This window comes from Cupriavidus sp. USMAA2-4 (genome assembly GCF_001854305.1).
In the GTDB taxonomy this organism is placed as follows: domain Bacteria; phylum Pseudomonadota; class Gammaproteobacteria; order Burkholderiales; family Burkholderiaceae; genus Cupriavidus; species Cupriavidus malaysiensis.
This window is the reverse complement of record NZ_CP017749.1, coordinates 1,424,952-1,448,916: the sequence shown is the minus strand read 5'-3', so window position 1 is coordinate 1,448,916 and position 23,965 is coordinate 1,424,952. Positions and strand designations below refer to the sequence as shown.

Sequence of the window (23,965 nt, the reverse complement as noted above, 5' to 3'; positions counted from 1 at the left end):
TCTCGTTGCCGCTGTCTTGCTGCTGTCTCGTTGCTGCTGTCTTGCGCGCGCCTCGCCGGGCCGCTCAGCGCTTTTCCGTGAGGAACTTGCCTTCGGGGCCGCCCGCGTTCTTCTGCCGGCGCGTGTTGCCGTCCAGGCCGCCCTCGACCGCCCATTCCGCGAAGCGGGTGGGGCCGGGCTCGAACTCGCGCGGTTCCCAGCGCGCGTCGAGCTGGTCCTCGTCGGCGTAGTACTCGATCAGGCCACCGGCCGGGTTCTTGAAGTACCAGAAGTAGGCCGAGGAGATCGGGTGGCGGCCCGGGCCGAGCTGGGTATCCCAGCCACAGCGCGAGACGTGCAGGCCGCCGCCGAACACTTCGTGGATGTCGCGCACGGTGAAGGCGACGTGGTTCAGGCCGCTCTTGCCGTTGGGCAGCTGCAGCAGGAACAGGTCGTGGTGGCCGCCCTCGGGGGCACAGCGCAGGAAGGCGCCCCGCTCCGGATAGCGGTCGGACGGCACGAAGCCGAGCTTGCCGGTATAGAAGCGTTCGGTGGCGGCCACGTCCTTGACGAAGAACACCACGTGGCCGACCTCGACCGGCTGCGCGCGCTCGTAGATGGGCGCGCGCTGGTTCAGGCGCGGCTTCTCGTTCCAGGTGTTCATGCGCGCGCATTCGAGCTGCACCTCGCGCTTGCGGGTGAGCTGGAAGCGCACGGCCAGGCCGTTGGGGTCGGTGCAGCCGACGCGCCCGCCGGCCTCGGTGAAGCCGGCCTCGCCGCGGATCGCCTCGGCAATGCCTGCCAGCGCGGCGGGGGTATCGACGCCCCACACCACCTCGCGCAGGGTCGGGCCGTCCTCGATGGCCGGCGGCAGCGCCGGGTCGTCGCTGCGGCGCACCAGCACGCGGCAGCCGTTCAAGGTCTCGAAGTCCAGCCCGGCGGCGTCTTCACGCGTGAGGGCCAGGCCCCAGTCGGCGAAGAAGCGCTTGCAGGCGTCCAGGTCGTCGGCACCGTAGACGATTTCGTCGATGCCCAGGATCGTGTTCATCTTGCTGTCTCTCTCTTGTGGGTCGCGCGGCGCCGGCTCAGTTGGCCCAGGGCAGCGGCTGCTCGTTCAGGCCCCAGTACACGCTCTTCTGCTCCATGTACTGCAGGATGCCCAGGCGGCCCTTCTCGCGCCCCAGGCCGCTGTCGCGCCAGCCGCCGAACGGCGTGGAGATCGAGAACTGCTTGTAGGTGTTGATCCACACATTGCCGGCCTGCACCGCGCGGGCGAAGCGCCAGGCGCGCTTGTAGTCGCGCGTCCAGATGCCGGCGGCCAGCGCGTAGACGCTGTCATTGGCCTGCTCGACCAGGCTTTCCTCGTCTTCGAAGGGCATGGCCACCAGCACCGGGCCGAAGACCTCTTCCTGGCACAGGCGCGCGCGGTTATCCAGCCCTTCGATGATGGTGGGCGTGTAGAAGTAGCCGTTCTCGCAGCCGGGCACGACCGGGCGCACGCCGCCCGTGCGCAGCTGGCCGCCGTCTTCCACGCCCATCGCCACGTAGGACTCGATGCTGTCGCGGTGGCGGTCGGTGATCAGCGGGCCCATCTGGGTGCGCTCGTCGGCCGGGTCGCCCACGCGCAGGCGCGCCGCGCCGGCGGCCAGGCGCTCCAGGAAGGCCTCGTAAAGCGGGCGCGCGACGAACAGGCGCGAGCCGGCGATGCAGGACTCGCCCGAGGAGCTGAAGATGCCGTACAGCACGCCGTTGACGGCGTGGTCCAGGTCGGCGTCCTCGAACACGATGGTGGGCGACTTGCCGCCCAGCTCCAGCGACACCGGCATCATCTTGTCGGCGGCGATGTGGGCGATATGGCGGCCGGTGCTGGTGCCGCCGGTGAAGGACACGCGGCGCACCAGCGGATGCTGGGTGATGGCGTCGCCGATCACCGAGCCCTTGCCGGGCAGCACGCTGACCAGGCCCTTGGGCACGCCGGCCTCTTCGCAGATCCTGGCCAGTTCCAGCGCCATCAGCGGCGTGACCTCGGCCGGCTTGACCACTACGGCGTTGCCCGCGGCCAGCGCCGGCGCCATCTTCTGCGCTTCGCTGGCGATCGGCGAGTTCCACGGCGTGATGGCCGCCACCACGCCCATCGGCTCGTGCACGCTCAGGGTCAGGCAGTCGCCGCGCGACGGCGTGAGCGCTTCTTCCAGCGTTTCGCAGGCCGCCGCGAAGAACTGGAAGGTGCCGGCGGCGCTGGCCACCAGCGCGCGCGTCTCGCTGATCGGCTTGCCGTTGTCCAGGCGCTGGCGCTGCGCCAGCGGCTCGGCGCGGGCGCGGATCAGCTCGGCCACGCGGTAGAGCACGGCGGCGCGCTCATGCGGCTTGCGCCGGGCCCAGCCGCTGGTCTCGAAGGCGCGCTGCGCGCCCTGTACCGCTTCCTCGACGTCGGCCACGCTGGCCGCGTGCAGCTCGGCCACCACCTCGCCGGTGGCCGGGTAGCGCGTCGCATAGCGCTCGCCCGTGCCCAGGCGCCATTCCCCCGCCACGCAGATCGGCAGGCATTGTTCCGTGTTCATCTCGCTCTCTCTTGCTTGGTCCGGGCCGGCCGCGGGCCGCGCCTCAGATGGATACCGCGTGCGCGCGGTTGCCCAGCGCCCGCACCACGCTGAACACCGTCAGCGCGGAAGTCTTGGGGTTGGCCGCCAGCGGCTTGCCGCGCATGGTCAGCTCGAAGCCGCCGAAGGCGCCGCGCGCGGCCACGTGGTGCACGTTCTCCTGCTCGCCGGGATCGGCCAGCAGCTTGACCCGCGTGCGGTCCAGGCCCAGCCCGGCCAGCGACAGCGTGGCCGCGACGTTGGCGTTCTTCGGATAGAGCCGCGCGGCATCGCGCGCGCTGCCCTCGAAGATGACCCGGGCCTCGGTCAGCGCGCCGAGGTCGCAGACCTGCTCGGCCGGCGTGCCCAGCCAGGCGCGCGGCGGCTTGCGGCCGGTGTAGACCACCTCGTCGAGGCCGCCCACGCGGGCCGCGGCCAGCGCGTCGATGGCGCCGATGGCGCCGGACAGCAGTTGCACCTGGGTATGGCCGCGCCGCGCCGCGGTTTCCAGCCGGTCGGCCAGGCCGGGCTCCGACAGCGCGCCCACCGAGACCACCAGGCAGGCGATGCCGCGTTCCAGTGCCGGCACCACATGCTCGGCCAGCGCCTGGTGTCCGGCGCACTCGACCAGCAGGTCGGGACGGCTGTCGCCGAGCCTGTCGACCACGCGCGCGCCGGGCGCCAGCGCGGCCAGCGCCGCGCGCGCCTCGGCCTGCGCCGCCTCCGGCACGATCACGGCATCGAAGGCGACGTCGAGATCGTCCTTGAGCAGTTCCAGCACGCCGCGCCCGATCGCGCCGCAGCCCACCATCGACACGTGCAGCATCTCGCCTCTCCTTGCCTCAGGCCGTCACGGTGGCGCGCTCGGCGGCGCGCGCTTCCTGCTCGCCCTGCGCGTCGGCCGGCGTCGCCTTGTTGACCGGCGGGCCGGCGAAGGCGGTCTTGAAGCTGCCGATGGCCAGCATGTCGATCTCCAGCAGGAAGGGACCGGCTTCGGCCGTGGCCGCTTCCAGCGCGGCGGCGGCGTCGGCCAGGTTGCCGACGCGGCAGTGGCGCAGCGCCAGCGACTGGGCCAGCTGGGCGTAGTCGGGCGTGTGCAGGTCCACGTAGTGGCGGCGGCCGCCGTACTGGGCGTCCTGGATGTTCTTGATCACGCCGTAGCCGCGGTCGTTCATCAGCACGATGACGAGGTCGGCGCGCTCCTGCACCGCGGTGGCCAGTTCGCCCAGGTTGAGGATGAAGCCGCCGTCGCCGGCCAGGCAGAAGGTCTTCTTGCCGGAGGCGGTGGCCGCCGCGCCGACCGCGGCGCCGATGCCCATCGCCAGGCCCTGGCCGATGCCGCCGCCCAGCGCGTGCACGCCGGCACGCGAGTCGAACAGGCGCAGCTCGCGGTTGCCCCAGGTGCTGTTGGACACGGTGACGTCGCGCACCCAGTTGAACGCGCGGCCCACCGCAGCCTGCAGCGACTGCACCAGCGCGGCGTAGGGGCCGAGGCCGTCGACCAGGCTGCCGACCGCGGTGTCGTGCGCGCGGCGCAGGTCGGCGGCGAAGCCGGCGTCGACCTTGAGCTTGCCTTCGAGGCGGTCGGCCAGGCCGGCCAGCGCCAGCGCGGCGTCGCCGCAGACGAAGGCGTCACTGGCGTAGCAGCGGCCCTCGGCGGAGGGGTCGGCGTCGATGCGGTAGAGCGGGCGCGGCAGCTTCAGCTCGTACTTCAGCGTCTCGTTGCCGCGCAGGCGCGAGCCCACCACCACCATGGCGTCGCAGCCCTGGTAGAAGGTCTCGACCGGCTTGTGCAGGTTGTAGGCGCCCAGCGAGCGCGGGTCGTCCTCCGGCACGATGCCGCGGCCCTGCGTGCTGGTGACCACGCCGAAGCCCAGGTCCATCAGGCGCTTGACCTGCGCGCCGGCATGGCGCGCGCCACCGCCCAGCCACAGCATCGGGCGCTTGGCGCGGGCCAGGTGCTCGGCCATCGCATCGAGGGCCTCGGCCGCGGGCACGTGCGTGGGCACGGCGAGCGGACGCAGGTCGGACGGCATCGGGATCAGCGCCGACTGGATATCGATCGGCACTTCCACGCTGACGGGGCCGCTCGGCGCGGTCAGCGCAGTCTGTACCGCGAGCTTGAAGGTCGACAGCGCGGTGTCGGCGCTGCGCACGCGGAAGGCGGCCTTGGACACTGCCTTGAGCATGGTGAGCTGGTCCGGTGCCTCGTGGATGTAGGCCAGGCTCTGGTCCAGGTAGGGTGTCTCGATCTGCCCGGTGATGTGCAGCAGCGGCGTGCCGGCGGTCAGCGCTTCGACCATGGCGCCGGCGGCATTGCCGGCGGCGGTGCCGGTGCTGGTCAGGCACACGCCCAGGCCGCCGGTGGTGCGGGCGTAGGCGTCGGCCATATTGGTGCCGCCGGCCTCGCCGCGCGCCGGCACGAAGCGGATCTTGCCGCGCTCGCCCATGGCGTCGAGGATGGGCATGTTGTGGATGGAGATCACGCCGAAGGCGGCCTTGACCCCGCATTGTTCGAGAAAGGCCGCGATGGCGGCGCCGACGGTGACTTGCGGTTGTTCGTTACGCATGACGGGAGTGTCCTCCGGAGATATCGATATGGCTGCCCGTGGTGTACGAAGACAACGGCGAGGCAAGGAACAGGATGGCGCGCGCGGCTTCCACCGGCAGGCCGAGGCGACCGAGCTGGATATGCTTCTGCCCGGCCAGGCGCGCGGTCCACGCGGCCCAGTCGAGATGGCGGTCTTCGTCAGGGCGCGCCTCGAAGCGGCGGCGCCACTGGCCGGATTCCACCAGGCCGAGCAGGATCCCATTGACGCGGATGCCCTTGGGGGCGAACTCGGTGGCCAGCGAGCGCACCAGGTTGTGTACCCCGGCGCGCGCGGCCGAGGTCGCCACCATATGGGGCTCTGGCTGCAGCGCCAGCAGCGAGTTGACGCAGACGACGGCCGCGTCGCGCGTGCGCTCCAGCTGCGGCAGGAAGGCCCGCGTCGGGTGGATCACGGAGAAGAACTTGAGCCGCAGTTCTTCGGCCCAGGCCTCGTCCTCGGTATCCGCGAAGGTCGACACGCGGCCCTGGCCGGCGTTGTTGACCAGCATCTGCGCGGGTCCCAGCGCAGCCTCGGCGGCGGCGGCGAAGGCGCGCACCTGGCCCGGGTCCAGCACGTCGCAGCGCGCCGCATACAGCTTGGCGCCGGGAAAGCGTGCGCGCAGGCCGGCTTCGGCTTCGCGCAGGCGGGTTTCGTCCCGGCCGCACAGTGCCACCGATGCGCCCGCTTCCAGCAGCAGCTCCACGGTGGCCAGTCCTATGCCCGACGAACCGCCGGTCACCACGGCCACGCGGCCGTCCAGATCGATCATCGGCATCCCATCACCTTGTTCATCATTCTCGGTATAAGTTGACTACCTTGTGCTCCGCCGCCGGACGGTAGTCCAGCAGGCGCGAGAGCTCGTCCGCCGCATGACGGACCTGTTCCACCATCGGGCCGAGCTGCTCCGGGTCGATGCGCGAGGCCGGAATCGTCGCGCCCATCGCCGCCGCCACCTTGCCGCTGCGATCGCGCACCGGCGCCGCGATGGTGGAGATGCTCGCTTCGAAGAAGCCTTCCTGCAGCACGTAGCCGCGCTGGCGGTCGTGCTGCACCATCTCGAACAGCTGCTCGACGGTGCGCGGAGTGCTCTCCGAGAACACCTCGAGCTGCGATTCCGGATAGAGCTCGCGCAGTTCGGCCAGCGACAGGTCTTCCAGCAGCACGCGGCCGAGCACGGTGGCGTGCGCCGGCAGGCGCGTGCCCACGTTGACGGAGCTGGCGAACGGCGTCGGCGCCACCGACTTGGCGACGTAGACGATCGAACGGCCGTCGCGCACCACCAGGTTGCACGGGTAGTGGATGTCGTCGCGCAGGCGGTCGAGCAGCGGCCGGCCCAGCTCGGTCAGTTCCAGCGAGGCCAGGTACTCGAAGCCCAGGCGCAGCACGGCCATGCCGAGGCGGAACTCGCGCCCGCCGTCGGTGCGCTCGACGAAACCCATCATCTCCAGCGTGGTCAGCAAACGGAACACCGTGGAGCGGGGCACCTGCAGCCGGCGCGCCAGTTCGGCCGCCGACAGCGTGCTGTCCTTGCGGCTGAATTCGCACAGCAGCCGCAGTCCGCGCTCCAGGCCCGGCACGATGTACTTTTCCTGGAGGTCTTCGGGCAGGGTGGCTTTGCTCATGGTCGTGTTCATCCTTGCAGTTGGCGTTGGCGATGGATCAGTGTGACACGGCGGCGCCGGGAGCGGCCGCGGCGGGCAGCAGGCCGCGCAGCATGCGCGCCAGTGCCTGTGGCTGCTCGATATAACACACATGACCGGCATCGGGCACCAGGCCGAAAGGCAGGCCCAGGCGCTGTGCCAGCGCCTCGCTCGCCGCCGGCGTGGTGACCACGTCCGCGCCGCCGCAGGCCACCCGCGCGTCCACCCCGGCGGCTCGCCGCTGCAGGTAGGGCTCGATGGCATCGCCGCACAGCATGGCCACCGCCTGGCGGTAACCGTCCACGTTCAGGCGCCGCATGTTCCAGCGCACCCAGTCGCGCGCGCCGGCATCGGCGGCCGCGCTCAGCAGGCGCTGCGGACCGCGCTCGGCCAGGCCCTCCACGCCGAGCTGCGCCAGCGCCTGCAGCCGCTGCGCCGACACCTGCGCCGCTTGTTCCTGCTGGCCGGGCGCGCCGTAGCCCTGCGCCGGGCTGAGCAGCAGCAGCCGCGACGGCAGCAGCGCGGGACGCGCCTGCGCGACGAAGGCCGCGGCCATCAGCGCGCCCAGCGAGTGGCCGACGATGACGTCGGGACGCAGCGCCAGCGCCTCCAGCAAACCCGCCAGCCGCGCCGCATAGTCCGACGCGCGCGGCGCCGGTTGCGCCAGCGCGGCGGAAGCGCCGTAGCCGGGCGCGTCCCATGCCAGCACGCGCGCCTGCGCCGCCAGCAGGCTGGCGCACGGCAGCCAGGAGGCCGCGCCGGAGCTGATGCCGTGCAGCAGCACCACCAGCGGGCCCTGCCTGCCGCCGCTGCGGTAGGCCACGCGGGCGCCGTCGGCCAGCACGGCCGTGCGCTCGGCGAAGCCCGCGTCCAGTTCGGCGAGCAGGGCCGCCGGGGCCTGGACGTGGTCCGCTGCGGAGGCAGGCGCGCTGCCGGGCACGGGAGCGTTCACGATCTCACCCGCGCTTGATCTGGGCGAGCGGGTGCTCGGGCGGATAGGTCGGCGTGACCGGTTTCCTGGCGCCGAGCATCACGCACATCAGCGCGTCTTCCTCGCCGATATTGATCTCCTCGCGGTACACGCCGGGCGGCACCGAGACCAGGTCGCGGTCGGTCAGGATGGTCTCGAAGCGCTCGCCGTCCTTCTCCAGGATCAGCTTGATCTTGCCGCGCAGGATGAAGAACACCTCTTCCACGTCGGTATGCAGGTGCGACGGGCCTTCGTGGCCGGCCGGGATGATCATGGTCGAGAAGGTGAAGTGCTCCGACGGCACCGTATTGGTGTCGGCCGCAACGCCCGTGCCGCCCGTGCCCAGGTAGCGCATCTGCGCGCGGCGGTACTTGGGGTCGTGGTCGGCCTGGAACTTCAGCGCGTCCCAGTCGTAGCGGCGGGTGGAGAAGCGCGCCACGCGGCTTTCCATCCATTGGTCGAAGCTGGCGCCCTCGGGGCGCTCCCATGTCCGCTTGACCTGCGTCGCTTCGCTCAGATCGCTCATCTCTTTCTCCTTGCTGATTCAATGCATCACAAAACCGCCGTTGACCGCCAGCGTCTGGCCAGTCATGAAGCGGGACAAGTCGGACAGCGCGAACACCACCGCGCCGCATACGTCTTCGGGCAACTGCTCGCGCGGGATCGCGCGCTGCTCGCGGTACAGCTCGTGGCGCTTGGCCGGCACGTACTCGGTGGCTTCCACCAGGGTCAGGCCGGGCGCGACAGCGTTCACCGTGATGCGCGCCTCGCCCAGTTCGCGCGACAGCGAACGGGTCATGCCGAGGATGGCGCTCTTGCTCGCCACGTAGGCCAGCAGCCGGGGCGCGCCCCACAGCGGCGTGTCGGAGGCCAGGTTGACGATGGCGCCGCGTCCGGAGGCGCGCAGCGCGTCCAGGCAGGCATTGGTCATCAGCCAGGTGCCGCGCACGTTCACCTGCATCACGCGGTCCCAGGTGGCAATATCGATCTCGTCGCTGGCGCGGCCGCCCGAGTCGGTCACCGCGGCGTTGTTGACCAGGCCGTCCAGGCCGCCCAGGCCGGCGATGGCCTGCTGCGCGCAGCGGCGCACCGAGTCCGGATCGGCCAGGTCCAGCTCCAGCGGCAGCACGGTGAGGCCGCGCTGCGCCAGGCCGGCCGCGGCGGCGCGCACGCGCTCGCCCAGCACGTCGGCCATGGCGACGGCGGCGCCGGCCTGCGCGATCGCTTCGGCGAAGGCCAGTCCCAGGCCGCGCGCGGCGCCGGTCACCAGCACGCGCCGGCCGGCCAGCAGGCCTTGGTTGGCGGCGTCAGGCATGGCTGGCGGCTCCGCTGGCGGGCTGCAGCATGGCGATCGGCTGCTCCGCGACTTCCTGTTCGGCGCGTCGGCGCAGCAAGCGGCGCACGCGGGTGATGCCGATGTCGTGCTGGTACAGCGTCTCGTGGTCGCGCGCGTTCGGCGCCAGCGACTCCAGCACCACGCGGTCCTGCTCCAGCACGTCCCAGTGCAGGCGCTCGAGGCGGTTGCGGTAGAGGAAGCGCCAGGCATCGCGCTGCCAGCCCTGCACGTGGCGGGTACGCCAGAAGAAGACCATGCAGTGCTCGGTATCCACCGGGGTGGCGATGCCGACGATGCCGAAGGGGCCGCCGGGGCCGACCTTGCGCTGATAGGGGATGGACAGGCGCAGCCACAGCGCGCCGGTCTCGCCGAACTCGACCCAGTCGAAGTTCACGCCGCGCTGGCCGGTCTTCTCGAAGACCAGGCCGTGCTCGGTTTCGACCACCTGCATCACGGCCGACTTCTCGCCGCTGGCCATCGAGTGCGAGACTGCGTGCAGGTAGGCACCGTGCATCGGGTCCATGACGTTGTCCACCGCGTAGCGGTAGTTGCAGTCCCAATGCGCCACGCACAGGAAGTGGCTGTGCTCCTCGCTTTCCAATTCCTCCGGCAGGCGCAGCGCGTCGACCTCGCCCGGGGCGCGGTCGCCGAACCAGACGAAGACGGCGCCGGCCTTCTCCTGCACCGGGTAGCTGCGCACGCAGGTCTTGCCCTCCATCGGGCAGCTGTCCACCGCCGGCACGCTCTTGACCTGGCCGTCGCCGCCCACTTCCACGCCGTGGTACCAGCAGGCCACGCGGTCGCCCAGGTTCCAGCCCATCGACAGGCGCGCGCCGCGATGCGGGCAGCGGTCTTCCAGCGCCTGCACCTGGCCGGCGCCATCGCGCCACAGCACCAGGTTCTGGCCCAGGCGCGTCACGCCGATCGGCGCATGGCGCAGCGACCACGAGGCGGCCACCGGGTACCAGTAGTTGCGCAGCCCCGTCTCGAGGCGCTCTTCCACGCGTGCCTGCTTGTTCGTTTCCATCGTCATCTCTCGGTTCCTTATCACCCGTCGTGCCCGTGGTGCCGTTGCGCTCAGGCGCCCAGGCGGCGCATCTCGGCGAGGAAGCGCTCCTCGTTCCAGCGCTGGCCGTCGGCACTCAGCAGGCCGGCGGCATTGAAGGCGCGCACGATGTCCTCGGGGGTCTCGGCACCGCCCTCGAAGGCGGCCTGCAGCGCGTCGCCCAGTGCGTTCTCGTAGGCGGTCGGCGCCGCCGCGCGGGTCTGCCACACGAGATTGGCGACCTTGCCGGGCTGCTCGATATAGCCCTTGCCGGCCACGTTGTTGGGCACGGCCTTTTCCCAGGGCGCGAGGTTCGGGTTGTATGCGGCGTCGTCCATTGCGCTTGCTCCTATCCTTCTGGTGCCGGCGCTCGGTGCCGGCTCGGCGCCACATCATCGCGGCGGGGATCTTGTCTTGCGTTTCGTTTCACTAACGAAACAGCGATTCATATATTGAACAAGCAGAACTATAGACAAGGAATCGGGAAATGCAGACTGGGGTTAACCCGTTGATGTGCCAAGACCGGCGCGGTGCGAACTCTGATGCACTTGCCGAAGCCGACGAGATGCACCAACACCGAGCGCCAAGCACAAGGTCTTGGCTCCCTCTCCCCGCATGGGAGAGGGCGGGGGAGAGGGGTGGTTTAGCAAGGCGCCACATCCAGCGAAGCCCTCGGTCTGATCCAGCACGCGAGCGCAGAGACGAAGCCGATGGTGTGATCCAGGCCGCCGCGGCCGGCGGGCGCTTGCCCTCAGGCCTCCAGCGACATCGGCATCGCGCGGCGGCGCTGCCGGGTGGCCTGGTAGAAGGCGTGCGCCACGGCGGGTGCCACCGGCGCCAGCGAGACTTCGCCGCAGCCCTGGGGCGGGCGGTCGCTGGCGACGATCTCCACTTCCACCTTGGGCATCTCGGCCAGCGAGATGACGCGGAAGTCGTGGAAGTTGCTCTGCTGCACCGCGCCGTCCTGGAAGGTGATCTCGCTCTTGAGCGTGTTGCTGAGCGCGAAGCCGATGCCGCCCTCGATATTGGCGCGGATCAGGTTCGGGTTGATGGCGCGGCCGGCGTCGACGGCGCAGACCACGCGCCGCACCTGGAACGTCTTGCCCGTCCGCTCCAGTTCGACCGCCATCGCCACATAGGTCTGGAAGGCCTCGCCGCGTCCGGTGTAGAGGCTGAAGGTGAAGCCGCGCGTCACGCCGGGCCTGGGCTTGCTGTCCCAGCCGGCGCGGGCCGCGGCCGCGTCCAGCACGCGCACGGCCAGCGGATCGTGCGCCAGCAGCTTGCGCCGGTAGCGGTAGGGATCGGCGCCGGCCGCGTCGGCCATCTCGTTGACGAAGCTCTCCAGCATGAACACGCTCGAGGTACTGCCTACGCTGCGCAGGAAGCTGACCGGAATCGGCTGCTTCACGTCGATCATGTCGACCTTCAGGTTGGGCACCTGGTAGGCCAGGTCATAGATCGCCTCCAGCATGGTCTCGTCCCAGCCGCCGTTCTGCGCCATGCGCTCCTTCTTGATGACACCGTACAGCGACTGGCCGGTGACGCGCGCATGCATGGCCAGCGGCATGCCTTGCGCATCGAGCACGGCGCGGAAGCGGCCCGAGACGCCGGGACGGTAGAAACCATGGCGGATGTCGTCCTCGCGCGAGCGGATCACCTTGACCGGCTGGCCCACCGCCGCCGAGGCGCGCGCGGCGTGGATGACGAAGTCGGGCAGGAATTTGCGGCCGAAGCTGCCGCCCAGGAAGGTGGTGTGGACGATCACCGATTCGGGCTGGCGGTTGAACAGCCTGGCGAGGGCGTTGCGCACGAAATCCTGCCCCTGGATCGGGCCCCAGACCTCGATGGCATCGTCGCGCACGTGCACGGTGGCATTCACCGCCTCCATGGTCGCGTGCACGATGTAGGGCGTGTGGTAGTCGGCCTCGACCATCTTGCCTCCGGCCTTGGCAAGCGCGTCTTCCGGGCTGCCCAGGTGGGTGGCGACGACGGCCCCGGGAGCGCCGAGCGCGGCGACGCGGGCAGCCAGGATGGCGTCGCTGTGCAATCCCTGGGCGGCGCCGGGGTCGATCTCCAGTTCCAGCGCGTCGGCCGCCTTCCTGGCCTGCCAGTAATGCTGCGCCACCACGATGGCCGCGTCCGGCGCCTGTACCACGGCGCGCACACCCGGCATCTTGCGGATCGCCTCGGCATTGCGCAGTCCCGTGACCTTGCCGGTCACCTGGGGCGGCATCTTGAGCGCGCCGACCAGCATGCCGGGCACCTTGACGTCGATGCCGAATTCGGCGCTGCCGTCGACCTTGGCGGGCGTGTCCAGGCGCGGCAGGTCGCGCCCGATCAGCTTGTGGGCGGCCTCGTTCTTCAGCCGGGGCGATGGGTTGAGCGGCAGCCTGGCGGCATCGGCGGCCAGCTCGCCGTAGCCGAGCGAGCGTCCGCTGGCGCCGTGGATCACGCGCCCTAGTTCGGTGTGGCACTGGCTGGGCCGCACGTCGAGCCGGCGTGCGCCGGCGCGCAACAGCACCTCGCGCGCCTGCGCGCCGGCGATGCGCAGCCGCTCGTAGAACAGCGTGGCCGACATCGACGCGCCGACGAACTGCTGCGGCTCCTCGTAGGCCGCCCCGGTACGGTAGGCATCGCGCCCGGTGACGAAGACCACCTCGACCTGGCGCCAGTCGGCGTCGAGCTCGTCGGCCAGCACCTGCGGCAGGCCGGTGTAGACGCCCTGCCCCACTTCGCATTGCGACAGGCCGAGCCGCGTCCTGCCGTCCGCTTCGATCCAGATCCAGTCGGTCAGCTCGTGACTGCCGTGCGGGCCGCTGTCCACGGTGCGGCCGGCCAGCGCCGGCAACGGGATGCACAGCGCACCGGCCGCGGCCACGCCGAACCTGAGGAATCCGCGCCGCGACGGGCTGGCGGGCGCTTCCAGCGCAGTCTCATTTCGCGGCAGCATGGATCGCCTCCCGGATGCGGTGGTAGCTGGCACAGCGGCAGATATTGCTGATCGACGCATCGATCTGCTGGTCGGTGGGATGCGGGTGCTGCTTGAGCAGCGACGCCACCGCCATCACCATGCCGGACTGGCAGTAGCCGCACTGCGGCACGTCCTTGGCGATCCAGGCCTGCTGCACCGGATGCGAGCGCTCCGGCGCCAGCCCTTCGATGGTGGTGACACGCCGGCCGGCCACCGCGCTGGCCGGCGTCACGCAGGAGCGCTGTGCCACCCCGTCGATGTGCACGGTGCAGGCGCCGCACATGCCGATGCCGCAGCCGTACTTGGTGCCGGTCAGCCCGGCCTCGTCGCGGATGACCCACAACAGCGGCGTGTCGCCGTCGCCGTCGAAGCGGCTGGGCTTCCCATTCAGCTCGAATTCCACTCGTTTTCTCCTGATGCCCGATAGCCCGCGCCCATGGCAAGGCTGTCTTTGCGTTTTATATATAAAACACTGATTCCTATGCAGAACATCGAGGACTATAGAGCCTGCTTCCGGGAAGAATCACGCGGGTTAACCCCGATGCCAGCCGGCCGGCTCGGGCGCGTGCTGCCCTCCGATTCCGGCCTGCCGGCCCGCCCGCCTTGATTCATCGGCCTTGCCCGTTCACCCGCCGCGCCCGCATGGATTCACCGGCGCCAGCCGGCAAGCCGGCGGCCGGACGCAATGGCCGTCGTATTCGCGCTGCACTAGGGATATCCCGGGTCCATCCTCCACGGCATTGGCGGCTATATTGAGTCAATCGTTCCGTATATGGATTGTTGTTTCATATACGGAACACGGAGAGAACAAGGCGAGGTCCCGCCGGCGCGTTGCCGGCACCTTGGCCTGCCCCCCGAACCCGCCGATCCGCAAGGAGGATCCCGCCACCAGACCACCACTGCCCCAGGGCGCCGCGCGGCGCGCGTTCCCGAGCCGGGGAACGGCATCCACACCACGACTGACCGCTATCTGCTAACGGAAAAGAGAAGGAATCGAGAAATGAAACTTGCTAGGCTTGTGGCCGGCTTGCTTGCCGCCGCGCCCCTCGTCGCCGCGGCCCAGTCGGTGACGCTGTACGGCGTCATCGACACCGGGATCGAGTATGTGAACAACGTCGGCGCGGCCAAGGACGGCCTCGCCCGCGTGCCCACGCTGACCGGCACGGTGCCGTCGCGCTGGGGCCTGCGCGGCACCGAGGACCTGGGCGGCGGCCTGAAGGCGAACTTCGCGCTGGAATCGGGCTTCGCGCCCGACAGCGGCGCGTCCAACCAGGGTGGCCGCCTGTTCGGGCGCCAGGCCTGGGTCGGCCTGAGCAGCAGCAACTGGGGCCAGGTCAGCTTCGGCCGCCAATACACCATGTTGTTCTGGGCCACGCTGGACACCGATATCCTCGGACCCAACGTCTATGGCTCCGGCTCGCTCGACAGCTACCTGCCCAACACGCGCGCCGACAACGCGATCGCCTACAAGGGCAAGTTCGGCGGCCTGACGGCGGGCGCCACCTACAGCTTCGGCCGCGACACCGTCAACGCCGGCCCCAGTCCCTCGGGCACCAACTGCGCCGGCGAGAATCCCGCCGACGTGCGCGCCTGCCGCGAATGGTCGGCCATGCTGATGTACGAGACCAACTGGTGGGGCCTGTCCGCCGCCTATGATTCGCTGCGCGGCGGTCCGGGCGCCTTCGGCGGCCTGACCAAGAGCAGCCTGACCGACAACCGCCTGTCGCTGGGCGGCTACATGCTGCTGGCCAACACCAAGCTGGGAGCCGGCTGGCTGCGCCGCGACAATGGCGGCAGCCCCACGCCCAAGAGCGATCTGCTGTACGCCGGCGCGTCCTATGACATCACCCCCGCCTTCAACCTGGCCGGCCAGGTCTACTGGCTGAAGTACCACAACAGCGCCAACAAGGCCTGGCTGTACGCCATCCGCGGCACCTACGCCTTCAGCAAGCGCACCTCGGTCTACGCCACCGCCGGCTTCATCGACAACGGCGGGCAGCTCGCGCAATCGGTCAGCGGCGGCGCCGCGGGTTCCAATCCCGCACCCGGCGTGAACCAGCTCGGCGCGATGATCGGCATCAAGCACGTGTTCTGAGCGCCGGGGAAAGCCCGGAAAGCCGCCGCGCGCGCCGCCTGCCGGCGCGCGCGGCGCTTCTTTTCTTTTCCGAGACCATGCGCGAGCAAGCTCGGGCGTAAGGGGCAAGCGCGAGAGGCCGGCGCGCAGACGACGAGCGGACGTGCGCCGGCACGCCGCCGCCCGAAGCGGGCAGCACGTGACGGCCCGTGCGGCCATGGCAGCGCCAGGGAACAGGAGGAAACGACGGGGACGGCAGAGCATGCGGCCCGCGTGCCCCGGCGGGCAAGACGCGGGCCGGCAGCAGACTCAGAAGCCCAGGCTGGCGAGCAGGTCGTCCACCTGCGACTGGTCCGACACCACGTCGGCCTTGCCTTCGGGATTGACCTGCGGGCCGTTCATCAGCGTGGCCGGCGCCTCCGCGCGGCGCTCGGCCGGCACGTTGTCGATCAGCATCTGCAGCAGTTCCTGCTCCAGCGAGCGGATCATGTCCATCATCTTCTTGATGACCTGGCCGGTCAGGTCCTGGAAATCCTGGGCCATCATGATGTCCAGCAGATGCGCGCCGGTGGCGCGGGTCTGCTGGGGCACGTCGGTGAGGAAGGCGCGCGTGTCGAGCACCAGCTCGCGCGCGTCGGCCAGCTCCGCCGGCTCCTTGAACCAGGCATCCCAGCGCTGCTCCAGGCCCTCGGCCTGCTTCTCCATCTGAGCCTGGATGGGCTGGGCCAGTTCGACGGCATTGAGCGTGCGCTCGGCCGCCTGCTCGGTCATGGCGGCGATGTACTTCAGCCGGTCGCGCGCGTCGGGAATGGCCTGCGCCGCGCGCTCGATTTCCTTGTCGAGCCCGAGTTCCCGCATGCTGTCGCGCAGCATGCGCGTCAGGTTGCCGATGCGATGGATGATCTGCTCGGCGGTATCGTTGCTGTAAGACGGTGTCGTCGCCATGGTGCCTACCTCAGGTGCCTTCCTTGCCCAGCTTCTCGAAGATCTTGGTGATCTTCTCGTCCAGCGTCGCCGCGGTGAACGGCTTGACCACATAGCCGTTGGCGCCGGCCTGCGCGGCGGCGATGATGTTTTCCTTCTTGGCCTCGGCCGTCACCATCAGCACCGGCAGCTTGGCCAGCGCCGGTTCGGCGCGGATGGCCTGCAGCATGCTCAGGCCGTCCATATTGGGCATGTTCCAGTCGGAGACGACGAACTGGAAGCTGCCATCCTTGACCTTCTCCAGGCCGGCCGCGCCGTCCTCGGCCTCTTCCACGTTGGAAAAGCCCAGCTCCTTGAGCAGGTTGCGGATGATCCGACGCATGGTCGGAAAGTCGTCGACCACGAGGATCTTGATGTTCTTGTCCACTCTAACGGCTCCAAAACGGTTGTGGATGATTGCTATCTCGGCAGGCTCCGGAGAGTGCCAGGCTTCCGGCTCCCTGCCCTTGTACGTCTTGCCGGCGTCTTGCCGGCGTCTTGTTATCGTCTTGTTATCGTCTTGTTATCGTCTTGTTATGTGGTGCTGCGCCGACCCCTCCGTCGCGTCCACCGCGTGCCTCAGACCCGCTGAGCGCGCGCACCGAACGTGGCCAGCCGCGCCATCACGCGCTGCGTCATGGCCGACAGCGGCACGATCTCATCGACGCCGCCGGCCGCGATGGCCTCCTTGGGCATGCCGAACACGATGCAGCTGTGCTCGTCCTGCGCCAGGTTATAGGCGCCCGCATCGTGCATGCGCCGCATGCCCTGCGCGCCATCGCGGCCCATGCCGGTCAGGATCACGCCGATGGCATTCTTGCCGGCATGCTGGGCCGCCGAATCGAACAGGACATCCACCGCCGGCCGGTGCCGGTTGACCGGCGCCTCCTGCGACAGGTGCGCCACGTAGTTGGCGCCGCTGCGGGCCAGCCGCAGATGCATGTCGCCAGGCGCGATGTAGGCGTGGCCGGGCAGCACCCGCTCATTGTGCTCGGCCTCCTTGACGGTGATGCGGCACAGGCCGTCGAGGCGCTGCGCGAAGGACCGCGTGAAGCCGGCCGGCATGTGCTGCACGATCATGACGCCGGGGCTGTCCGGCGGCAGCGGCATCAACAGTTCCTTGATGGCCTCGGTTCCGCCGGTGGAGGCGCCCACGATGATCAGCTTCTCGGTGGACAGCAACGGGCTGCGCAGCAGCGGCGCGGGCGGCGTGCCGGCGACCGGGCTGGCGGCGGCCGGCGCGGCCGTGCGCACGCGCGCGCGCGAGACCGCGCGGATCTTGTCGGCGATGGCGTCGGTGTACTCGATCAGGCCGTCGCGGATGCCGAGCTTGGGCTTGGTGACGAAGTCCACCGCGCCCAGCTCCAGCGCGCGCATGGTGATCTCCGAGCCGCGCTCGGTCAGCGACGACACCATCAGCACCGGCATCGGGCGCAGGCGCATCAGCCGCTCGAGGAAATCGAGGCCGTCCATGCGCGGCATTTCCACGTCCAGCGTCAGCACGTCGGGGTTCAGCCGCTTGATCATCTCGCGCGCCACCAGCGGGTCGGGAGCGGTCCCGACCACCTCCATGTCGCTCTGGCTATTGATAATCTCGGTCATCAGGCTGCGGATCAGCGCGGAATCGTCCACGCACAGCACCTTGATCTTTGCCGCGCTCATTATTGTCTCGGGTCCTTTCGCTTCAGGATGTCGTGAAGGCAGTCGGGCGGCGCTCGAACAGCTCGGCCCGGCCGCGCTCCGGGGCGGCGGAAATGGCTCGGGCCAGCGCGCGCTCGTCGCGCGCCACCAGCACCTGGTCGTCCTGGCGCGTCAGGCGGCGCACCAGCGCCAGCCCGCTGCGCGGGAAATAGCTGACGCGGCGCGCGTGCGGTCCGCGCAGGTCCTGCGCCGCCACGCGGATGTTCTCGGTCTTCAGGTAGCGCAGCACGAAGTCGGCGTTGCGGTCGCCGATGTTCAGCGTGGTCATGTTGGCGAGCACGGCGCCGCCGCCGAACACCTTGGCCTCGAGCCGCTCGCGCCGCGCGCCGGCCTTGAGCAGTTCGTTGATCAGCACTTCGAGCGCGTAGCAGCCGTAGCGCATCGACGGCGACAGCATGCGGTCGGCGCCGGCGTTCTCGTCGTCGGGCAGCATGAAGTGGTTCATGCCGCCGACACCGGCCACCTCGTCGCGGATGCAGGCTGCCACGCAGGAGCCCAGCACGGTGGTCAGCACCACGTCCTCGCTGCTGACGTAGTACTCGTTGGGCAGCAGCTTGATCGCCTGCTTGCCGAACTCACGGTCGAAATAGGTACGGGTGGCGATCGCCTCCGGCATCTGCGGCGTACGCATCATCCACCTCCCGCGCGGCTGGCCGGCGAGGCCAGCTCGTAGACCGTCTGTCCGCGCAGCTGGAAGGCGCGCGTGACGTAGGAGAAGTTCTCCGAATGCCCGGCGAAGAGCAGCCCGTGCGGCTTGAGCAGCGGCACGAAGCGCTCCAGGATGCGACCCTGCGTGGGCTTGTCGAAGTAGATCATCACGTTGCGGCAGAAGATCGCGTCGAAGCGCTCCTGGATGCCCCAGTCCGGCGCCAGCAGGTTCAGCGGCGCGAACTCGATGGTCGAGGCCAGTTCCGGCTTGACCTTGACGGCGCCCGAACGCTGTCCGCTGCCCTTGAGGAAGAAGCGCTTGAGCTGCTCCATCGGCAGCTTGGCGACCTGCTCGCTGGTGTAGATGCCGCTGCGCGCCTTGGCCAGCACCTGCGTGTCGATGTCGGTCGCCAGCACGGTCGCGGCGCGCTCACCGAGCGCCTCGGCCAGCGTGATGGCGATCGAATACGGCTCCTCGCCGGTGGAGGCCGCCGCGCACCAGACCGAGTAGGGCCGGCCGTGTTTCTTGGCATGCTCCGCCAGCAGGGGGAAGTGATGCGCCTCGCGGAAGAACGAGGTCAGGTTGGTGGTCAGCGCGTTGACGAACAGCTCCCACTCGGGGGAGCGGTCGTCCGACTCCAGCTGCTCCAGGTAGGTGGCAAAGTCGACCAGTTGCAGCGCGCGCAGCCGGCGCGCCAGCCGGCTGTACACCATTTCGCGCTTCTGGCTGCCGAGCGAGATGCCCGCGCGCCGATGGATGAGCGCGCGGATCTTGTCGAAATCCCGCTCGGTCAGCAGGAAGTCGCGCTGCTCGTCGCGGCGCGCGGCGGCAGGCGCCAGCACATTGCGGGTGCCGCCGGCCGCCTGGACTGCTGAGCGTGGCTGCGTCATTTGCTGGCTCCGATGCTGCGTGGTCTGGTTGGGCGGAACGCGGGGTGCTGCAGCGCCGGCTTCAAGCCAGCGCGACCTCGATCAGTTCCATCTCCGGGCTGGTCATCAGGCGTTCGATGTCGATCAGGATCAGCATGCGGCCTTCGACGCTGCCCAGGCCGGTCAGGTACTCGGTCGACACCGACACGCCGAATTCGGGTGCCGGCTTGACGTCACCGCCGTTCAGCGTCAGCACGTCGGAAACGCCGTCGACGACGATGCCGACCACGCGACCGGCGATGTTGAGGATGATCACCACGGTCTGGTGGTCATAGCGCACATTGCCAAGGCGGAACTTCACCCGCAGGTCGACGATCGGCACGATCACGCCGCGCAGGTTGGTCACGCCCTTGATGAAATCCGGCGCATTGGCGATGCGGGTGACCGCGTCGTAGCCGCGGATCTCCTGCACCTTGAGGATGTCGATGCCGTACTCCTCCGATCCCAGCGTGAACACCAGGAATTCCTGCCCGGCAGCCTCGCTGCCGGGCGCGTCGATATGTCCGATGCCGGCCATGATGTTGGTTCCTCCAGATCCAGAGCTTGAGCGGTTACTGCACCACCACCGCATCGTGCCGGCGCACGCCGGTACGCTGCAGCGCACCCACGTCGACGATCAGCGCCACGCTGCCGTCGCCCAGGATGGTGGCGGCGGAGATGCACGGCACCTTGCGGTAGTTCGTTTCCAGGTTCTTCAGCACCACCTGGTGCTGGCCGATCAGCTGGTCGACCAGCAGCGCGAAGCGCTTGCCCTCGGCCTGCAGGATCACGGCGATGCCCTGCGTGGGCTCGCGCACGGCATCGGCCACGTCGAACACCCGGTGCAGTTCGAGCAGCGGCAGGTACTCGCCGCGCACATGCATCACGCGTTCGGTGTTGGCGGCGGTGCGCACGTCATCGGCCTTGGGCTGCAGCGACTCCATCACGCAGTTCAGCGGCAGGATGAAAGTCTCGGCGCCGACCCGGACCGACATGCCGTCGAGGATGGCCAGCGTCAGCGGCAGCACGATACGGATCGTGGTGCCCTGGCCCGCGCGCGAGGAGATCTCGACGTGGCCGCCCATTTCCTGGATGTTGCGCTTGACCACGTCCATGCCCACGCCGCGGCCGGACACGTCGGTCACGGCCTCGGCGGTGGAGAAGCCCGGCGCGAAGATCAGTTGCCAGACTTCCTCGTCGGGCATCGACTCCGACACCGCCAGGCCGTTCTGCATGGCCTTGGACAGGATCTTGTCGCGACGCAGGCCGCCGCCATCGTCGCTGACCTCGATCACGATGTTGCCGCCGTGGTGCTGCGCCGACAGGATCAGCTGGCCGGTCGGCTCCTTGCCCGCGGCGACGCGCTTGTCGGGCGTCTCGATGCCGTGGTCCAGGCTGTTGCGCACCAGGTGGGTGAGCGGATCGATGATCCGCTCGATCAGGCTCTTGTCGAGCTCGGTCGCCTTGCCGAAGGTGACCAGGTCGATCTGCTTGCCCAGCTTGGCGGCAAGATCGCGCACCAGGCGCGGGAAGCGCGAGAACACGTAGTCCATCGGCATCATGCGGATCGACATCACCGCTTCCTGCAGGTCGCGCGCGTTGCGCTCGAGCTGGCCCATGCCGGAGAACAGCCGGTCGAACAGCACCGGGTCGAGCGTGGACGCGGTCTGCGCCAGCATCGATTGCGTGATCACCAGTTCGCCGACCAGGTTGATGATCTGGTCGACCTTCTCGGTGGCCACGCGGATCGAACCGGACTCGTGCCCGTGCGCGGCAGCGGCCGGCGCGGCCTTGGCCTTCTCCTTGGCGGGAGCGGCCGCTGCGGCCACGGCCGGCGCCGCAGGCGCACTCGCCACGGCAGCGGTTTCCTGCACGGCGGCCTGGACCGGCTCGGCGGCGGGCTCCTGCACCACCGCGGGCGGCGGCGCCGCATCGGCCGGCTCCACCACGATCTGCTCGCCGTCGATCACGAAGCAGCACACCGCGATGATGTCGTCGGCGCTGCACTGCGTCGACAGCCAGATCGCGAGCTCGCCGTCGCGTTCCTGCTGGCCGGTGATCTCGCCGAGATTGGCCAGTTCCTCGCGCAAGAGGGCCTGGTCGGCGGCCGACACCTTGAGCAGGCGCACCTTGAGCGCACCACCGGCTGCCACGGCAGCGGGGGCCGCCGCCACGGGGGCCGGCGCAGGCGCCGGTGCGGGTGCCGACGCGGCGGCAGGCTCGCCACCCGCCTCGCGCGCCAGCTGCTGCAGGACCGCGCAGATGCGCGCCAGCGTTTCGGGATCGGGTTCGGTACCGTTGCGGTAAGCGTTCAGCTGATCTTGCAACACGTCCTTGGTTTCCAGAAAGGTGTCGATGATGGTCCTCGACAGCGCCATCTCCCGCCGCCGGGTGCGATCCAACAGGTTTTCCAGCAAGTGCGTGGTCTCGGTCAGCGCGGCGAAGCCGAAGGTGGCGGCGCCGCCCTTGATCGAGTGCGCGGCGCGGAAGATCGCATTCAGCTCTTCCGCGTCGGGCGCCTCCAGATCCAGGCCGAGCAGCAATTGCTCCATTTCAACGAGCAGCTCCTCGGCCTCCTCGAAGAAGGTCTGGTAGAACTGCGTGATATCGATATCGACAGACATGGCCGTCCTGACTCTCTAGATCCAGATTGCGGAATGCGGCGCGCCGCACGCGCGGGTCGCCTGCCTCATTTGCTCTTGCCCTGTGCTGCCGGAGCGCTCGCGTCGGCCCCGAGCGCTTCCTTCATGTCCTCGCCGGCCTGGCCCGCGCGTGCTTTCACCGCGACGTCCGCAGCGCTGGCGTTCTCGGCCTCGAAGCGGGCCTGCGCGCGCGCGTTGAGCACGACGATGCTGATGCGGCGGTTCACCGGCGCCATCAGGTCCTTGCGATCGAGCGGCATGGTCGCGGCCAGGCCCAGCACGCGCAGCACCTTGCCCTCGTTCATGCCGCCCGAGATCAGCTCGCGCCGCGAGGCATTGGCGCGGTCGGCCGACAACTCCCAGTTGCTGTAGTCACGCTCGCCATTGCTGTAGTTGGCCGCATCGGTGTGGCCCGACAGGCTGACCTTGTTGGGCAGCTCGTTGAGCACCGGCGCGATCTCGCGCAGGATGACGCGCATATAGGGTTCGACCATGGCGCTGCCGGTACGGAACATCGGGCGGTTCTGCGTGTCCAGGATCTGGATGCGCAGGCCTTCGCTGGTGATGTCGAGCAGCAGTTGCGGACGGAACTGCCGCAGCACCGGGTTGTTCTCGATGATCTGCTCTAGCCGGTTCTTCAGCGCGCGCAGGCGTTCGCCCTCCTGCTGGTCGCGGCGCTTCTGCACCGCGTCCGGATCGTTGTCGGTCGCGCGCTGCACCTCGCCGTCCTTCCTCAGCGGGTCCATGCCGCCGCCGGGAATCACGCTGCTGGACAGGCTGCTCTTGTCGCCGCCGGCGATGGCCACCTTCAGCGGCGTGCGGAAGTACTCCGCCACGCCGACCAGCGTCTTGGGCGAGCTCGCGCTCAGCAGCCAGAGCACCAGGAAGAAGGCCATCATCGCCGTCATGAAGTCGGCGTAGGCAATCTTCCAGCTATGGTTGCCGTGCGGCTTGGCGCGCGCCTTGCCGCGCCGGACCACGATCGGGTGGCTGTCGTGCGAATTGCTCATCGCAATACCTCCTGCCCGTCAGGTAAGGCTCTTGACCTCGCGGACATGGTCGTCCAGCTCGAGGAAGGAGGGACGTTCGCTGGAGAACAGCACCTTGCGGCCGAACTCGACCGCCACCAGCGGTGCGTAGCCGTTGAGCGAAGCCAGCAGCGTGACCTTGATGCACTCGTACATCTTCACGGTCTCGGAGACCTGGTGCTCGATGCGCGAGGCCAGCGGCGAGACGAAACCGTAGGCCAGCAGGATGCCGAGGAAGGTACCGACCATGGCGTGCGCGATCAGCGCACCCAGTTCGGCGGGAGGCAGGTCTGCCGAGGCCAGCGCGTGCACCACGCCCATCACCGCCGCCACGATGCCGAAGGCGGGCAGGCCGTCGCCGACGCGCGACAGCGCGTGGGCCGGAACTTCCGCCTCGTGGCGGAAGGTCTCGATCTCGTGGTCCATCAGGGCCTCGATCTCGAAGGCGTTCATGTTCCCGTTGACCATCATGCGCAGATAGTCGGTGAGGAACTCCATCATGGCCGGATCGGCCAGGATGCGCGGATACTGGCTGAAGACGCTGCTGGCGGCGGGGTCGGCGATCTCCTTCTCGAGGAAGAGGATGCCTTCGCGGCGTGCCTTGGACAGCAGCACGTACAGCAGGGCCATCACTTCCATGTACAGCGCCTTGCTGTAGCGGCTGCTGCGAAACAGCGTGGGCAGGGCGCGCATCGTCGCCTTGAGCGCCTTGCCGCTGTTGGAACTGATGAAGGCGCCGAGCGCGGCCCCCCCGATGATGATCAGCTCCGCCGGCTGGTAAAGCGCGCCCATATGACCGCCGGTGATGGCGTATCCGCCAAGCACGGCCGCCAGCACGATGACATAGCCGATGACAACTAGCACGATGATTCCCCGTCAGATAAACACT

Annotated in this window: 23 protein-coding genes; 1 reads left to right on the top strand and 22 read right to left on the bottom strand. The window is 69.3% G+C overall.

Annotation, left to right across the window (positions count from 1 at the left end):
• Window positions 1-64: 64 nt before the first annotated feature.
• From BKK79_RS26490 to BKK79_RS26430, 13 genes are all read right to left on the bottom strand, one after another.
• Window positions 65-1,027, bottom strand: a complete 963-nt coding sequence (locus BKK79_RS26490; RefSeq protein ID WP_071017274.1) for a VOC family protein — start codon at window positions 1,025-1,027, stop codon at window positions 65-67.
• 37 nt (window positions 1,028-1,064) lie between these two features.
• Window positions 1,065-2,540, bottom strand: coding sequence for an aldehyde dehydrogenase (locus BKK79_RS26485; protein ID WP_071039253.1), 1,476 nt, complete (start codon window positions 2,538-2,540; stop codon window positions 1,065-1,067).
• Between the two features lie 43 nt (window positions 2,541-2,583).
• Window positions 2,584-3,384: an aspartate dehydrogenase gene (locus tag BKK79_RS26480; protein WP_071039252.1), complete on the bottom strand. Its 801-nt coding sequence runs from the start codon at window positions 3,382-3,384 to the stop codon at window positions 2,584-2,586.
• A 16-nt stretch (window positions 3,385-3,400) separates the two neighbouring features.
• Window positions 3,401-5,128, bottom strand: coding sequence for a thiamine pyrophosphate-binding protein (locus tag BKK79_RS26475; protein ID WP_071039251.1), 1,728 nt, complete (start codon window positions 5,126-5,128; stop codon window positions 3,401-3,403).
• Window positions 5,121-5,924 carry an SDR family oxidoreductase gene (locus tag BKK79_RS26470; RefSeq protein ID WP_071039250.1) on the bottom strand — a complete coding sequence of 268 codons (804 nt, stop codon included), beginning with the start codon at window positions 5,922-5,924 and terminating at the stop codon, window positions 5,121-5,123. Before BKK79_RS26470 ends, BKK79_RS26475 begins: the two co-directional genes overlap by 8 nt.
• Before the next feature lie 16 nt (window positions 5,925-5,940).
• On the bottom strand, window positions 5,941-6,771 hold the full coding sequence (locus BKK79_RS26465) for an IclR family transcriptional regulator (RefSeq protein ID WP_071039249.1): 831 nt from the start codon (window positions 6,769-6,771) through the stop codon (window positions 5,941-5,943).
• A 37-nt stretch (window positions 6,772-6,808) separates the two neighbouring features.
• Entirely contained in the window at window positions 6,809-7,675 is an 867-nt protein-coding gene (locus BKK79_RS26460; RefSeq protein WP_071040378.1) for an alpha/beta fold hydrolase, read from the bottom strand.
• A gap of 70 nt (window positions 7,676-7,745) precedes the next feature.
• A complete protein-coding gene (locus BKK79_RS26455) occupies window positions 7,746-8,285 on the bottom strand; it encodes a cupin domain-containing protein (RefSeq protein ID WP_071017285.1) in 540 nt (179 codons plus the stop codon).
• 18 nt (window positions 8,286-8,303) lie between these two features.
• Window positions 8,304-9,074 carry an SDR family oxidoreductase gene (locus tag BKK79_RS26450; RefSeq protein ID WP_071039248.1) on the bottom strand — a complete coding sequence of 257 codons (771 nt, stop codon included), beginning with the start codon at window positions 9,072-9,074 and terminating at the stop codon, window positions 8,304-8,306.
• The gene (locus tag BKK79_RS26445; RefSeq protein WP_071040377.1) at window positions 9,067-10,122 is read right to left on the bottom strand and encodes an aromatic ring-hydroxylating oxygenase subunit alpha; all 1,056 of its coding nucleotides are present in this window, start codon (window positions 10,120-10,122) and stop codon (window positions 9,067-9,069) included. Before BKK79_RS26445 ends, BKK79_RS26450 begins: the two co-directional genes overlap by 8 nt.
• Window positions 10,123-10,172: 50 nt before the next feature.
• Window positions 10,173-10,478, bottom strand: coding sequence for a recombinase-like helix-turn-helix domain-containing protein (locus BKK79_RS26440; RefSeq protein WP_071017289.1), 306 nt, complete (start codon window positions 10,476-10,478; stop codon window positions 10,173-10,175).
• A gap of 413 nt (window positions 10,479-10,891) precedes the next feature.
• Window positions 10,892-13,090 (bottom strand): xanthine dehydrogenase family protein molybdopterin-binding subunit, encoded by a 2,199-nt coding sequence (locus tag BKK79_RS26435; RefSeq protein ID WP_071017290.1) that lies wholly within the window; start codon window positions 13,088-13,090, stop codon window positions 10,892-10,894.
• Entirely contained in the window at window positions 13,074-13,514 is a 441-nt protein-coding gene (locus BKK79_RS26430) for a (2Fe-2S)-binding protein (protein ID WP_071017292.1), read from the bottom strand. Before BKK79_RS26430 ends, BKK79_RS26435 begins: the two co-directional genes overlap by 17 nt.
• A 597-nt stretch (window positions 13,515-14,111) precedes the next feature.
• Here BKK79_RS26430 and BKK79_RS26425 point away from each other — a divergent pair.
• Window positions 14,112-15,206, top strand: coding sequence for a porin (locus tag BKK79_RS26425; protein ID WP_071017294.1), 1,095 nt, complete (start codon window positions 14,112-14,114; stop codon window positions 15,204-15,206).
• A gap of 288 nt (window positions 15,207-15,494) precedes the next feature.
• Here BKK79_RS26425 and cheZ read toward each other — a convergent pair whose 3' ends face one another.
• The 9 genes from cheZ to motA form a co-directional block, all read right to left on the bottom strand.
• A complete protein-coding gene (cheZ, locus tag BKK79_RS26420) occupies window positions 15,495-16,130 on the bottom strand; it encodes a protein phosphatase CheZ (RefSeq protein WP_071017295.1) in 636 nt (211 codons plus the stop codon).
• Between the two features lie 10 nt (window positions 16,131-16,140).
• Window positions 16,141-16,536, bottom strand: a complete 396-nt coding sequence (gene cheY, locus BKK79_RS26415) for a chemotaxis response regulator CheY (RefSeq protein ID WP_071017297.1) — start codon at window positions 16,534-16,536, stop codon at window positions 16,141-16,143.
• Between the two features lie 191 nt (window positions 16,537-16,727).
• Window positions 16,728-17,810, bottom strand: a complete 1,083-nt coding sequence (locus BKK79_RS26410; protein ID WP_071017299.1) for a protein-glutamate methylesterase/protein-glutamine glutaminase — start codon at window positions 17,808-17,810, stop codon at window positions 16,728-16,730.
• Between the two features lie 22 nt (window positions 17,811-17,832).
• Complete coding sequence (cheD, locus tag BKK79_RS26405; protein WP_071021927.1) at window positions 17,833-18,480, bottom strand: chemoreceptor glutamine deamidase CheD; 648 nt, start codon at window positions 18,478-18,480, stop codon at window positions 17,833-17,835.
• Window positions 18,480-19,388 (bottom strand): CheR family methyltransferase, encoded by a 909-nt coding sequence (locus BKK79_RS26400; RefSeq protein WP_071017301.1) that lies wholly within the window; start codon window positions 19,386-19,388, stop codon window positions 18,480-18,482. Before BKK79_RS26400 ends, cheD begins: the two co-directional genes overlap by 1 nt.
• A 61-nt stretch (window positions 19,389-19,449) precedes the next feature.
• On the bottom strand, window positions 19,450-19,944 hold the full coding sequence (gene cheW, locus BKK79_RS26395; RefSeq protein WP_071017303.1) for a chemotaxis protein CheW: 495 nt from the start codon (window positions 19,942-19,944) through the stop codon (window positions 19,450-19,452).
• A gap of 34 nt (window positions 19,945-19,978) precedes the next feature.
• On the bottom strand, window positions 19,979-22,030 hold the full coding sequence (gene cheA, locus BKK79_RS26390) for a chemotaxis protein CheA (protein WP_071017305.1): 2,052 nt from the start codon (window positions 22,028-22,030) through the stop codon (window positions 19,979-19,981).
• Between the two features lie 65 nt (window positions 22,031-22,095).
• A complete protein-coding gene (gene motB / locus BKK79_RS26385) occupies window positions 22,096-23,058 on the bottom strand; it encodes a flagellar motor protein MotB (protein WP_071017307.1) in 963 nt (320 codons plus the stop codon).
• 18 nt (window positions 23,059-23,076) lie between these two features.
• Complete coding sequence (gene motA / locus BKK79_RS26380) at window positions 23,077-23,940, bottom strand: flagellar motor stator protein MotA (RefSeq protein WP_071017309.1); 864 nt, start codon at window positions 23,938-23,940, stop codon at window positions 23,077-23,079.
• Between the last annotated feature and the right edge of the window lie 25 nt (window positions 23,941-23,965).